The sequence below is a fragment of the Paractinoplanes toevensis genome, from assembly GCF_018332695.1.
Lineage (GTDB): Bacteria > Actinomycetota > Actinomycetes > Mycobacteriales > Micromonosporaceae > Actinoplanes > Actinoplanes toevensis.
Genome location: NZ_BOQN01000215.1, coordinates 1 through 13,612, shown reverse-complemented (window position 1 = coordinate 13,612; position 13,612 = coordinate 1). Strand labels below are relative to the sequence as shown.

General features: G+C 65.9%; 8 protein-coding genes. 4 read left to right on the top strand and 4 right to left on the bottom strand.

Going from position 1 to position 13,612, the window contains the following annotated elements; genetic code table 11:
* Nucleotides 1-239 precede the first annotated feature (239 nt).
* Nucleotides 240-1,091 carry a tyrosine-type recombinase/integrase gene (locus tag Ato02nite_RS50655; protein ID WP_213013920.1) on the top strand — a complete coding sequence of 284 codons (852 nt, stop codon included), beginning with the start codon at nt 240-242 and terminating at the stop codon, nt 1,089-1,091.
* Nucleotides 1,092-2,583: 1,492 nt separating this feature from the next.
* Here Ato02nite_RS50655 and Ato02nite_RS50650 read toward each other — a convergent pair.
* From Ato02nite_RS50650 to Ato02nite_RS50640, 3 genes are all read right to left on the bottom strand, one after another.
* Nucleotides 2,584-2,787, bottom strand: coding sequence for a hypothetical protein (locus Ato02nite_RS50650; RefSeq protein ID WP_213013919.1), 204 nt, complete (start codon nt 2,785-2,787; stop codon nt 2,584-2,586).
* Between the two features lie 434 nt (nt 2,788-3,221).
* Nucleotides 3,222-4,370 carry a hypothetical protein gene (locus Ato02nite_RS50645; protein ID WP_213013918.1) on the bottom strand — a complete coding sequence of 383 codons (1,149 nt, stop codon included), beginning with the start codon at nt 4,368-4,370 and terminating at the stop codon, nt 3,222-3,224.
* Nucleotides 4,371-4,855: 485 nt separating this feature from the next.
* Nucleotides 4,856-6,364: a methyl-accepting chemotaxis protein gene (locus tag Ato02nite_RS50640; RefSeq protein WP_246608258.1), complete on the bottom strand. Its 1,509-nt coding sequence runs from the start codon at nt 6,362-6,364 to the stop codon at nt 4,856-4,858.
* Between the two features lie 129 nt (nt 6,365-6,493).
* On the opposite strand from Ato02nite_RS50640, the gene Ato02nite_RS50635 reads away from it, so the two are divergent.
* From Ato02nite_RS50635 to Ato02nite_RS50625, 3 genes are all read left to right on the top strand, one after another.
* On the top strand, nt 6,494-6,652 hold the full coding sequence (locus Ato02nite_RS50635) for a hypothetical protein (RefSeq protein ID WP_213013917.1): 159 nt from the start codon (nt 6,494-6,496) through the stop codon (nt 6,650-6,652).
* 267 nt (nt 6,653-6,919) lie between these two features.
* The gene (locus Ato02nite_RS50630; RefSeq protein ID WP_213013916.1) at nt 6,920-8,392 is read left to right on the top strand and encodes an NACHT domain-containing protein; all 1,473 of its coding nucleotides are present in this window, start codon (nt 6,920-6,922) and stop codon (nt 8,390-8,392) included.
* Between the two features lie 185 nt (nt 8,393-8,577).
* Complete coding sequence (locus Ato02nite_RS50625; RefSeq protein ID WP_213013915.1) at nt 8,578-9,018, top strand: hypothetical protein; 441 nt, start codon at nt 8,578-8,580, stop codon at nt 9,016-9,018.
* A gap of 33 nt (nt 9,019-9,051) precedes the next feature.
* Here the strand turns inward: Ato02nite_RS50625 and mobF are convergent, their stop codons facing one another.
* Nucleotides 9,052-13,368 (bottom strand): MobF family relaxase, encoded by a 4,317-nt coding sequence (gene mobF / locus Ato02nite_RS50620; RefSeq protein ID WP_213013914.1) that lies wholly within the window; start codon nt 13,366-13,368, stop codon nt 9,052-9,054.
* Nucleotides 13,369-13,612: the final 244 nt, after the last annotated feature.

Here is a 13,612-nt window from a genome sequence, read left to right as displayed (position 1 = left end):
CCGTTCGTGGCACAGTCCCGGTATCGCTCGGGAATAACCTCATGAATTCGACGGCCGACCGGGTCGTCGATGGTGGGCGGCGACGGCCGAAGCATCCGTGAGCCGAATCCGACCAAGATGCACTGATCTGCCGCATCGAGGGCGTTTGTGGCTGCCGTGACGCACCGTGGGCTATGACTGCATCTTCTGTCTCTGATCAAGCTCTTGTTTCCGTCGACGAGCGTGTGCTGCGCGCAGCGGTGGCCGCTTACCTGGGCCGGTACCGCGGTGAGTCCCGGGTCCACACCGGCTCGGACCTCAAGGTGTTCCTGACCTGGTGCACGGGTCAGGAAATCGATCCGTTGAACCTGGGCCGGGCTGAGATCGAGCGGTACGTGCGCTGGTTGCAGGAGGTCCGCTGCTACCAGCCTTCGACCGTCTCCCGGCGGCTGTCGGTCGTGGTCGGGTTCTACCGGGTCTGCGTCATCGACCAGATCCTGGTCCACTCGCCGGCCGACTACGTGCGTCGGCCACCTATGCCGCCCGACTCACCCACCCTCGGGCTAGGTCACCTGCAGTTCGAGGCCTTGCTGACGACCGCGAGGCTGTCGGCCAACCGTAACGACTTCGCGTTGATCGCGATGCTGGGCCTGCTCGGGTTGCGGATCTTCGAGGCCTGCGGCGCGAACATCGCCGACCTGGGTGAGGAACACGGCCACCGGGTCCTGAAGATCCGCGGCAAGGGAGACAAGACGGTGCTGGTCCCGTTGCCGCCGGCGGTCGCTCGGGCGATCGAGCACGCCGTCGGAAACCGCGAGCACGGGCCGATCCTGCGTAACACGCTCGGTCGGCGGATGGATCGGCACGCCGCGACCCGACGCCTCCTGCAGCTGTCCGCGACGGCCGGGATCCGGATGCCGCGGATGCACCCTCACATGCTCAGGCACACGTTCGTCACGACCATGCTGGACGCGGGCGTCAGCCTCCGCGACGTGCAGATCGCCGCCCGACATGCCGACCCGAAGACCACGATGCGATACGACCGCGCCCGTAAGAACCTCGACCGGCATCCCAACTACATTCTCGCTGCCTACATGGCCTCTGGCACTTGAACCGAGGCCTGCCAGCCCGGCACGTCCCGGACAGCAGGCCTCGCCTGACCCGCCGTCCGCCATTGGGACTATCCATAGCCTGCTGTCCAGACCTCCACACCGCATCAACCGGGGCGCGGACGGAAGGGCCGCAGACTCGCACGGACAAGTAGCCGACGTGAGTGCACTCCGTGACATCGACAAAAATGTTCATAGTTTCAGTTCGAACCAGATATTCGCACGGAATAGGCAGTCGACCACAGCGTTCCGACTACTCGACAGGGCCCTTCTCTAGCTGACAAGGTCACGACCAAAGACTTTACATCAAGACCACCGCGTTGTCGGCATCGATTAGCCTTCAGCCCAAACATGACAACCGTAAAATGAGCGGCCAGGCGAAGTCGAGGCGGATTGCATTCGGCGACGCGGTCCGCCGACTGCAGAATCCCAGATGCTAGTCCCAAATAGTCACCGTAGCTCGGATCAGACCATTTTTGCCGTCAATCGAAGAAATCTTGACAGAGGCTAGAGCGCCGTCAGGTGTCCGAGTGCAGACAATTGTGCCAACGGCGGCACGAACTTCATTAACAGCCTCCCGAGCGACGAGATCATCGCAGGTAGAGTAGCCGGGTATAGCGGATCCCGGCACCACGACGAGCCGATCTTCGCCCAGCCCGTTATCAACAAAGACTAGGTTCTTTCCGACGAAGCCGGGCCGCATATCGGTTGATACGCTATCGGCATCTCTATTGGGAGGAGACTCGTCCAAATCGAGGCCGTTTCCTCCAGTAATAAGAACCTCGGAAGGTCCCCACCGGGTTACTTCCGAAGCACCTGAATCGTATTCGCCGGTTGGTGGCGAGGCAGACGAATCTTGCGGGGTCGCCGTGAGCGACGCTTGTGGCCCGGCGACGGAAACTGAGCTCGGCGCTCGAACTGGGGAAGTAGCGGTCGTTGAAGACGTTTTTCTTGAGCTGACACTCGCCACTACGCCGATCGTAATAGCCAATATCACGAGTGCCGCCGACGCCAGCACTAATCTTTTCTGGGTGGTTGTATTCTTGGTTGCGGCGATACATCCCACCGCTACGGATGCCGCGATACCCACTATCGCCGCCCAGTCGCCAGCATCCATAATCGCTCTCCAGCCGATTCGGCACGGATTCCGGAAACCTGCGCGCTCCGCACGTCGTGTGCTGAACGGCAGGGTCGCATCGTTGAACGGTACTCTATGAAGATATTTCGCAAATGGTATGCATCGGGTCAGGCGGTATTGCGACCTATTCGCAATATGGCGTTGGTGCTGGTCGTTCCGTCTAACCGCAACCCGAGAACGGTACGCGGACCGGAGTCTTTCCACCTGATCTGGGGTCACTCATAAGGGTGTCGCTGCCGGAAGTAGTGCACTCTCGTAGCCGCGAGTCGCGCGGATCATCACGGCGTGGCGAAGCTGGCTATGGGCCGCCCCTCTGCCACCACGCGGTCAGCCGCTCGGCCATCGAAGCAGTTTCTATCAGTCCGGTGAGATACCGAAGTGGCCGGTGATCTCGCCGTCAAGGAACCGGGCGATGTCGTTGGTTTCTGCTCCCGCCGCCAGCATCCTGATCAGCGACTGGATCATGCAGTCGTACTCATCGGTGTTGATTGCTGGATCGAATACGCCGATGAAGTCCCACTCGTTCAGTGGGTCTCTGAGTTCGTTCGCTTGGTCGGCCACTACCTGATGATCACACCGTTTCCCACAGGGTCGGTATCCACATTCGCGCTTGCTCGAGACGGCCTACTCATTTGCCGCGGATCGCGCTCGCTCTCCTTAATGCGAACACACGTACCGCTACTTACCGTGACGTCCGCTCGGCGTCCGGCCGAAGCAAGCCAGTGCCAACTACCGCCGAAAAGGCGTATCGGTGCCAACTAGAATCGAAAATCGGTGCCAATTGTCGCCGAAACTCCGCCAGCCACTGCAGGTCACTGCCGCTGCTCGGTGCCAACTAACGCCGAAAGTCACACGACTGTGGCTCTCGGTTTTGTTTGGAACCTTTCGGCACTAGTTGGCACCGCTGCGGACGCGGAGACGCCGGCTAATTGCACACGCGTACGCCGGCACTGTCCGTGACATCACGCGTCATTTCGAGCTTCCGCTGTACCGCTCTAATGGTGCAAAGGGCGACAGTTGCAAATGACGTTGGACGGGGTCACGAGGGAACTCACATGGCGTAGCTCCGCCATGCCCTGATCGCGGCTTGCGAAGCGTTTCAAGAATTTCTCATATCTTGTCATATTGGGCCATTCCCGAGGACAACTAGGGAGCCGCGTGCTCTTGAACTCAATAAGGTGGATACGGTTTTGCCAGCCCGGTGAGACGAGCATGAAGTCGAAGCAGGATTTTGCAACTCCGTGCGGTCCCTTTTTGTCTCGGAGCCGGGAATTGTGGTCATCGCAGTACCGTTGGAGCGTGATTTGGCGAGAATCTTGCTCCGTGTCCCGCTCGTCCCGAGGAAGGCTGTGGATTTCCATTTCCGCGCTGCCGTCATGGCTGGCGTAGTCAAGGTCTCCTTCGACCAATACATACGCGAAGGTGGCAAGTTTTTTCCGCACGTATGTTATCTGGTTGCGGGCCACAATAAGGACGCGCAGCCAGAGGTTCCGCTCGAATTCGTGGAGTCCGGGTGCTTCAGATTTTGGGGTCTTGAGACAAGCCTTGTGGCAGGCTATTAGCGCTTCGCCGTAGCCATAGTTAGGATTCGTCAGTAGCTCATCGATGTCGGCTGCGATGTCTGCGAGCCCTTGGCTGTCAAGCATATGGTCGAAGCCGGCGGGTTGTGGTTCGCCATCGTGCTGCGTTCGCCGAACCATTATTAACACTGCTGCGACGGAGGCGACGGCCGCGACGAGGTCGACGTCATTGTTCGCTTCGACTCCGAGGTTCAAGAGACCACCGTCGCTCGACGAGGTCCGCCGCCTCACGAACCCCTGTACCGCATCCTCGGCCAGCGAGCCTATAAGCAGCCATTCAGCCAGCTTCATGGGGACCGTGACCCCCGTTATGCCTCGTGCCAGCGCCTCAGCTTCGCGCGATCTTCGCAGAAATTCTCTGGTATCCCATTCGCTGCCGGACCAGTCATTGGCCCGAAGCTCCTGCGGCCACGAAATGAAGGCGGTAGGACAGGTGAAGTCTGCCTCCTTCCAGAGCTTCAGATGGAAGCTGCGCACCCAGGACGAAGCACCGTGCGAGTAGTCGCCAAATTGAGCTTCCCGTATCCAGCGAAACAGCTGTTCCTGCGCTTCCAGTTCTTTCATCTGATACTCCTTGAAGCCGTCCCTGGGCCGCTCAGATTGCATTTTTTAGACATTGCCAGGTACTGGGTGTAGCGTCCGTTTCGCTGAAGCGCAGCACTCATCATGCTACCGAGGGTTACGAACGTTCGGCGCTGACCGGGCAAGCCGGTGCCAACTATCGCCTAAGCCGTATCAGCGTCAACTAGAAACAAAGTCGGCGCCAACCATCGTCGAATGTCTCACCGCTGGCCAGGTTGTCGGCTGCCGGCGGGTTGCTAATTAGCGCCGAAGGTCACACCGACCGATCGGACCTGCACGGGTCCGACCGCCGTGGGTATGTGCCGGAAGCCCTCGCTGATGTACGACCGGGGGCGGGGTAGATCCATCGGCCTGCTCGGTGAGCGCGTTGCTTCGGCACTCGTGCCGGGGGGGGTGGGCGCAGTGCAGGCGCCGCTCCCGCGAGCTCGCGCGGTGGAGAACGGCGGTTTCTCTGATAGTGGCTGGTGTCAGTGCTCGGCGGTGCCGATGAGTTCCAGCAATTCGCGGGACAGGGTGGTCAGGTGTTCTGCGGTCTGGCGGGTTTGTGCGGCGCTTGAGCCGGTCTGCTGGGTTATCCGGGCGGTGTCGGACGCGGCGAGGTTGACCTGTTCCATCGCGGTGCTCTGCTGCTGAGTGGACAACTCGATCTCCCGGGTGGCGTCATTCGTGGTCATCACCAGTTGCGCGATCCGCTGGAACGAATCGTTGGCGTCGTCGAACTGACGTGTACCGCTGTCGACCGCTGTCGCGCCGATTTCGGTGGCCGTCACGGTGGTGCCGACGGCGTCGCGGACGTCGTCGACGAGCGTGTGGATCTCGTTGGCCGACGCGGCGGTGCGGTCTGCCAGCTTGCGGATCTCGTCCGCGACGACGGCGAATCGGTGTCCCCATTCGCCGGCACCGGTTGCTTCGATGGCGGCGTTGATGGCCAGGATATTGGTCTGTTGGGCCAGTTCCGCCACCAGCTCCACGACGCCGCCGATCTGCTGCGATTTCTCGCCGAGCGCCGCCATGTGGTGCACGATCTGGTCGACTTGGGTACGGATCACCGACAGCGATCGTCGGGTCTGCTCGATGGTCTCACCGCCGCTGTGCGCGGCCGTCGCGGTGTCTTCGGCGGTCCGGGCAAGACGCTCGACATGGTCAGCGATCTCCCGCGAGGTGAGGAGCGCGCCGTTGATGGTTGTGGTGATCTCGTTCATCGCTGTGCTCTGGGCACGCCCGCCGGACGCCTGCTGTGCGGCGGCGGCTTGCAGTTGCGCGGACGAACCTTGGATATGGTTGACCGCGGTGCCGACCTCGCGACGGAGGCGGCGATTGAGCCGGACCGCGATGGCCGTGGCCGCGGCGACGGCCGAACCGCCCACCACGCAGGCCACTGCGATCGCTGCGGACGCGGTCCGCGACGATGCCTTCCGGTCGCGTTCCAACTGCGCCCGGACCCCGGCGGTCAAATCTTTGATCGCCTTCTCCAGCGCCAAGCGGGCCGGTCTGGTCGCGGTCACGTTGAGCTGCGCGGTCTCCTGCAGAGTCGTGAGTGTCTTTCGGCGCCCGAGCATCGGATTGAGCGCGGCCGCGTGGGCCGCTTCGGCGGACGAGACCGTGTCGAGCAGTCGCAGGGCGGCGGGATCACTCAACATCCTCGTGAGCCGGCCCACTTGGTCCAGGAACCGGGCACGGTCGGCGTTGACCACGTTCAGGCTTTCCTGGCTGCCGTCGAGCAGGAAGTAGCGGTAGTCGCTGATCCGCCGCTCCATCAACGTGTTCAGCTGCTCGGCGCCGGTCAGCGCCCGCGCGGAGGAGGTGATGACCTCATCCTTCGAACTCACCACCACGCTGAGGGCGGTCACCGAGGCGCTGCCCATCAGCAGTGTCAGGATCACGCACAGCCCGAAACCCGTCGCGAGCTGGCTGCCGAAGGTGCGCCGGGGCCTCATATCGCCACTCCTGATCAGATTCCCGGCGAGCCGCTGCACGGCCGCAGCATCTTCTCCGCCTCCACTACCTCATGCACTACCTAATCGGCCTTGCGGGTAGCAGAAAGCCGAACCAGCGAATTCCGGCCCACGGATGTTCAGCGGCGGACACGGCCACCGTGCGTCAACATGGGAGCCGGACCGGAGGTCGTGGTGCTCGCAGTTGACGTGCTGGTCGACTCCGGCTCCTGCGTCAAACTGGCCGATCTCACCGTCGTCCGTGCCGCCGGAGGCCCTGCATTGGGCATCGTCATAGTCCTTCAAGCAGCCATCGGCGACGCCGGGTGACGTACGGTCCGTGCGTTCAGTCGCCGCGCGTCATTGGTCGGCCGGGCCAGCGGATCGACCGGTCGTCTTATCCAGCAATACGCAGCAGATCGCTACGTCACATCCATCCGCCGTGTCGCCTGTGGGAACCCCGATCTGCGCGCTCGACGGCGTGCCCTCGGCATGCCGGCATCCGCCCATGAGGTTGTCCAGCGCGGGCAGAGCCTGCGCCGCGAGGGGTGATATAGCATGTTTGCGCCCTGTGTACCTCAGGCGGGAGGGACCCGGGTGGCCAGCGGAGACGGCGGCGGCGTCGGCAACGAGCGCGGCAGCGTGCACCGGCGCGGCGTCGCGGTGCTGCTCGCCGCGCGCGGTCTGGCCGGTGCACCGCTGACGCTTCCCTCCGGGGCGACCTTCTTACCGGTGCGTCTGGACTTCGAGACCGATCAGCCCACCGACGACGTCAAGGCCACGGCGGACTCCGGCGCGCAGCTGTTCCTGTCGGCCAAACGCACCTGCGGTAACGACGAGTCCAGCCTCGGCGCAACGGTGGTGCAATGGGTAGCGCAGGCCCCTACGCTGCGGCCCGGTGATGTCCTCGGGCTCGCCACGGCCCACCTCACTGGCGACATGGAGCACATCAGCAACGCCCTGAAACGTCATCACGCCTCGCCTGGCACCACCGGTCCGGCCGACGAGACGAAGGCCCTCACCGCGCTGACGAACAAGATCATGGACAAGACAACGGACCTAGCGATTCGGCAGCAGGTACTCGACGCCGCGTACGTGCTCGAGACCACCGCGGTCGAGGCCGGCGACGAGGGCTTCGACCTGGCGGCGGCGCTGCTGAACGGCACTGTCGTCGCCGCCGGAGACGGGCCGGCCGCGGCCAGGGCATTGTCGGAGGCGTTTCATACCCAGGCGAGCCGAGCGTCCGGCAGCGACCTGGCCGACTGGGTTCGCATCCTGCGCGACGACGCCAAAGTCCGCGTCTTCGCCGACGGCAAAGGCCCGGCCGGCGCCGCCGAGCACGCCCGGCAACGCGCCTTGGAAGATCACCGAACCCGGCTCGCCGACCAGGACGGCCGGCTTGAGCTGTCGCTGCTCGCCGAGCACCTGGACCCGTTGACCGTCCCCGAACTGGCCGACGGACTGCGGGTCGTGGTGACCGGGGACCGGCGAGAACATGAGCCGCTTCTCGTGATCGCGCGCCGGTGGCCGCGGCTGCTGCTCACCGGGCTGCCCGGTATGGGTAAGAGCACCGCGCTACGCCAGCTCGCTGCCCGCTGGGCGCTCGACCCCGCCGCCCCGTTACCGATCTTGGTGCCGCTGCCGGTCGTCGCCGGGCGATGCCGGCAAGCCACCGACGTGACGCTCAGCGTGCTGTGCGAGGTGGCCGCTACCGCCGAATCGGCTGAGCGGCGCGCCGACCTTGCAGTCGCCTTGGAGCAGGCGTGCCGGCAGGGGCATGTCGTGCTGCTGCTCGACGCCTTCGACGAGTGCGGTGACCAACGGTCAGTCCTCGCCACCGGACTCCAGATGATCCTCACCGCGTTACCGCCGCAGGCCGGGATGGTGGTCACCACTCGCAGCAGCGGGTTATCGGCTGCACAGCGCCTCAGCCTGCCCGCCGCGGAGCTGGCGGGGTTCACTGCGGGTGGAGCGGCCCTTTCGCTGTCCAGACTGAGGTGCGTGCCGGTCGCGGTGTCGAAGACGGTGGTGATGCCGGCGATGCGGCTCCACCACTGCGGTTCGTCGTAGACGAGTGCGCGTTGCGCTGCCCAGGCGACAGCGTCAGCCATCCACAGTGCGGGTTGACGGCTGTCATCGACGTGGATAAGACGTAGCCGCGGGCTGATGTCGCCGTCGCGGACGAGCCGGCGGTAGGTGGTCAGATCGGGCTGGTCGCTGCGGCTGACCTTTCGCCCTTCGAGCAGGGTTTGTTGTTGTTCACGGGCGTTGGCACGGGTGTCGAGGACGACGTCGCGGACGCGTTGCTGATCGAGTTGGTGCAACAGCCGGGTCAGGCTGGTCTGCCGGGCGGCTTCGGTCCCGCCGGCGTGCAGTGGTGCTTGGGCGACGAGATAGGCCCAATCGGCGTGGGCGTGGGTGGCGTCGAGCATGTTCTCGATGGGTGTGAGATGACCGCGCCGGTAAAGGTGGGTGGAGTGGTACGGCTGCGGGCCGGCCGCGTTACGGGCCGCGTCAATGACGGTGGGCAGTTCGTCCGGCGTGACGAGGACCGCGGCGAGCAGATACATGCCGGGATGGTTCGGGTGTTGAAGGTAGGACTCATCGACGAACGCGACCGGATGTGTCGTCACGGGGTTACTCCCTCGCGCGCCGAGCCCGGCTGGTGGTGCAAGCCCTTGCTCAATGCCGCGTAGGGAGGCGACTGGCAGCGGTAGCGAGTGGGGTCGTCAGGCATGGTCGAGGTCGGTGTCGGGGTTGTCGGCGTGTGCGGTGTCGGGTTCCATGACGCGCTGGTACGCGGCTGCGGCGTCGGCGCCGAGACCGTCGGGGACGGGGTGCGCGTGGGGCTGCGGCCGCGTCGCGTCGGCGGCGTGGACCCGTGCGGTGGTGTCGCGGACGGCAGCGGCGAGGTCGGCTTTGACCGCGGCGGCCACGCCGGTCGCTTGCTGGGTGGCCCGTTGGGCCCGGCGGGTGATCTCGGCGGCGGCGGCGAGACCGGCGTAGCGGGTCGGGAGTGCGTTGTCGTACCAGCGGGCCCAGGTGCGGTGCCGGGTTTCGAGGTCGCGGACGGTCTCGCGGGCGTGGCTGAGCCGGGTGGCGGCGTGTTCGAGCTGGGCTTGTAGTTCGGTGACGGCGTTGCCGGCCCGGAGCGCTGCGGTACGCACTTGCTGCTGTTGCGCGGCAGTCCGGGAACGTACGGGGCCGACGTGCCACCACCTGTGCTGGATCTGGTCGACGCGCACGTTCGCGCTGCGCGCGGCGGCTTGTGCGGTGGCGAGGTCGAGGCGGGTGTCACGCAGCTGCTGCTCCCCCGTGACCAGCTGGAGGTGCGCGGTCCGCAACCGGCCAGCCACGTACTCGGGGGCCGCCGTGTCCGCGGCCCGCTGCGCCGTGATGAGCTCGCGCAGCTCGGTGTCGGGAGCGGCGGATACCCGGCCGGCGAGGGTGGCGACGCCGAGGACGGTTTGTGCGCGTTGCCAGGCGGCCCAGCGTTCGGTGTCGCGATGCGATGGTTGCTGTCCGATCGGGTCGTCGCCGGGGCGCTGATACCGGTCGCGATAGGCGACGATGACGGCGGCGCGGCTGATCCATTGCCGCCGTCCCGGCTCGTCCTCGGGGACGCCGCCGAGCGCGCTCGCCCATGTGGGCTGTTGGGTGGCGGCGCGTTCGGCTAGGGCTTCGACGCGCTGGTCAGCAACCGCGGCGACCTGCCGTAGAGCGGTCCCGATGTCGCCGTCGGTGGTGAGGATCCGGTCGGTGTAGGTGCCGGTCCGCGCCCGGGTGATGGCGGTGGTCGGGTCGGGTGTGATCAGGGCGTAGGTGTCGTCGATGCGCCAGGCGAGCACGGCGGCAACGTCGTTGGCGGTGTTCAGTTCCCGCTGTGCGGTGACCTCGGCCAGCACCTGATCGGGGTCGTATCCGGCGACCGCGAGCGCCTGCAACCGGCCGACCAGCGCGGGCAGAGCAGGGTCGCTTTCGAGCGCGGCGGCTACGGCGGAACCTCTGGTCGCTTGGACGACGGCGATGTACTGGGGTGCGGCGGCGCGGGCGTTGAGGTCGTCGTAGATCGGCCCGAGGGTGTGCAGGGCGTCGACGTCGGCCCACAGCAGTTTCTCGGTTTCGGTGGCGGAGCGTTCGGTCATGTCGGTGCGCAGGATGTCGGCAAGGACGGTGATCCCGGCGGTGGGCGGCGCGGGCGGATGTGATTCCGGTGGGTGGTCGGCGGTGACGACAGCGAGTTGGTTGAACCGGCGCCCGCGGGTGGCCATCACGTAGAGGCGGGCCAGGTTGGTGGCGGCGTCGACGATCGCGCGGGCGGTGTCGACGGTGCGGCCCTGGGCGGAGTCCACGGTTGCCGCGTACGCGAGCTGCACATGCTCGCCGACGTAGCTGGCCGGGAGCGTGGTGCGGTGGCCACCGCTGGCGTTCTCCACCAGCAGGTCGCCGCCGTCGCTGATCTCGAGGACGCGCCAGCTCGCCCGGTTGGCGACGAACTTGTCCCCGGCGATCAGTGTCCGGTTGTTTTTGCGGGTCACGACCCGGTCCCCGACCGAGGCACGGGTGCCGTTGGCCAGCGTCACCGCTGTGCCGTCAGCGACGAGGCCGGCGTGGATGAGGATCTGCCGGGCCTGGCTGGCGATGTCGGCGGCTTCTTGTTCGGTCTCGGCGAGGATGAGGCTTTCGTGGCCTTGCAAGACGTCGGCCGCCCAGCCGTCGAGGACTTTGCCGACGATGTCGGCGCGGTGCCCGGAGACGATCCGGCCGCGCCGGTCGTATTCGGCCAGCACGGTGGTGTCCCCGTCACGCAACCGCAAAGAGGCGGCGCCTTCCCACGGTTCGTCGAACCGGCGCACCTCCCGCAACATGATCGTGTGCCCGAGCGAGGCCAAATATCGGAACATTCCGCCGGGTCCGACGGCGGAGATTTGGGCGGGGTCGCCGACGAGGATGAGTTTCCCGCCGACCGGTTCCAGCAGGCGGGTGAGTTCGATGAGGTCGAGGGTGGAGGCCTGGGAGGCTTCGTCGACGATCACCCACTGACCGCGTTGAAACGACCAGTTGTCGGCGGTGGTGGTGCCTTGTGGGGGTGTGTGCTGGGCGTGCAACCACATCGCGATGTTCTCGGTGCGGATCCCCTGCCGTCCGCCTTCACGGGTGGCGTCGGCCAGGACGTAGGCGGCGTTCTGCCCGACGGTCAGGCCAAGGATGGGGATGTTGGCGCGTTGGGCGGCGACCGCTACGGCGTTCTGCAGGTAGGTTTTGCCGGTGCCGGCCGGACCGACGATCCCGGTCACGCTGCGGTTGTCGCCGACGGCGAACAGCAGGGCCGCCCGCTTCTCCGTCGACAAGTCGAGCTCATCGGCGACCTGTTCCAGCAGCCGTCGCGGGGCTGCTGTGGCGCCGCGGCCGGTGGCGTAGGCGATGAGTTCTTTCTCGGCCGCGAGCACCGGCAGCGTGGTCAGCCGCAGGTCCCGGTGCCGGCTGTAGATGCTCTGTGCATCCGACGCGCGGACCAGGGACGGCCCCCATTGGACCAGTTCGGGTGGGCTGATCACCCGTAGCTGCGCGGCGTGGGTGCGTACGGCGTCGGCGGCGAGGCGTTCGACACGTCGCCAGTCCGCCCGCCGGTCCTCGCCGGTGCTGACGTCGAGGACCCGGCCGATCGCGAGTTCGAGGTGCTCGAGACCGAACACCGCGCGTTCGGTGGTGAGATCGGCGACGGCGCGTTCGACGGCCAGGTGCGGGACCCGGCGTACGGCGACGTCGACAACGAGCTGCCGCTGTTCGTCGTCGGTGAAACCGGCGGCGAGTGCCGCAGCGTGCAGGTCCTCGGTCTGTATCGGGCGGTCCCCGGCCCGGTGTCTGGCGTCGCGGACGACCTGAGTGGCGGCGTCTCCGAGCTCGTCGCGAACGTTCCGGGCGACGATCCGTTCGACTGCGGCGGCGGTGTCGAGGCCGGCGGCGCGGTCTTCGCGCTGCCACCGGGCGACCGCTTCGGCGGTGGATTCGGGCTCGTCCTTGGGGCGGCGGGTGCGCAGGGTCGCGTCCTGCGCGCTGCGCCGCCACCGGCCGATCGGCACCCGCTGACGCCCGCCGGCCGGTTCGCTGAGCCTTCCGGTCATCTCGGTCTCGATGGCGTTGCGGCGCTTCGAGTATTGCTTGATCGAGCGGGCGCTGAGGCCGACGATCTCCCGGATCGGCGACCCGTCCCGGGCCGCGAATCGCACCCCGAGCTGCTCGCCGAGGGCGTGCTCGACAGCGCGTTCGTAGGCGATCCTGGCGCCGATCGACGCCTGGTAGAACGCTTTGGAGTCCAGGGACAACCAATCGGCGCGGCCGTCGCGCACGACGTGGACCTTGGCGGAAATGATGATGTGCGAGTGCAGGTGCGGGTCTTTCTCGCGGCTCATGCGGTGGTCGAAGACCATGGCCGCGAGTCCGTCGGTGTCGACCTGCACCAGCCCGTTGGTGCCCACGCGGGTGAAGGCGCCGTGGGCACGGAAGTGTTCGAGGGTGGCGCGGATGCCTTCGTGGTGGGCGGCCATGACCGCTTGTTTGATTCGGTCGTCGCCGAATGCGTAGAGCAGGCTGACGCTTTTTACCATGGCGACGGTGACGTCGAAACCGGCGCGGGGATGTCGTTCGGGGGCGGTCCAGATACGCAGCCAGACCTGGGCGATCTGCTCGTAGGTGGCGTCCGGTGGTAGCTTCTCCCACGCTTTCTCGACCGCGGTTTGCCGGGCCTGATCGTCGAGCGCCGGGAATCGTCGCCAGAGCCGCCCGAGCTGCTCACCGTTTATCGGGTGTTTACCTTCGCCGATGAGCCGCAGCATTTGGTCTTCGGTTACCTCGCCGCGCACGCCGAACATGTGCTCGGCTTGTCCGGCCCACCATCCTGGCGCCTCGCCGTGCGCGCGCGGATCGGCGTGGTAGGCGACCAGCGCGTTGCGTGCGGCGGGCCGGAAGTCGTGGACACCGTTGGCGACTTGCCGGGTCAGGTAGGTGATCCCGGCTCCCGGGGAGATGGGGGTGACCGTGAGCATGCCGGCGACCGTAGCGCGCACCACGCCGCCTTTTCGACATTGTGAATGCCAAGGGGTGTGCTGATTATGGAAGGGGTTATAGGTGTGAGCTGGTGTTGTTACAGCTTGATGGTGGTGTGGCTATAAATAGTCAGGCTGGTGAGAAAGTCTGGCTAGTTTTAGCCAGAGGAGAGGGTCTAGGCGTTAAGGGTTGGGGAATTTAGCTTTGGTGGATGGCTAGCAATGAGCTTCCCCCGGTTTGCCG

Coding starts and splice junctions, on each gene's coding strand:
- Ato02nite_RS50645 (WP_213013918.1), bottom strand. CDS start 4,370: ATGAAAGAACTGGAAGCGCAGGAACAGCTGTTTCGCTGGATACGGGAA.
- Ato02nite_RS50635 (WP_213013917.1), top strand. CDS start 6,494: ATGGGAGCCGGACCGGAGGTCGTGGTGCTCGCAGTTGACGTGCTGGTC.
- mobF (WP_213013914.1), bottom strand. CDS start 13,368: ATGCTCACGGTCACCCCCATCTCCCCGGGAGCCGGGATCACCTACCTG.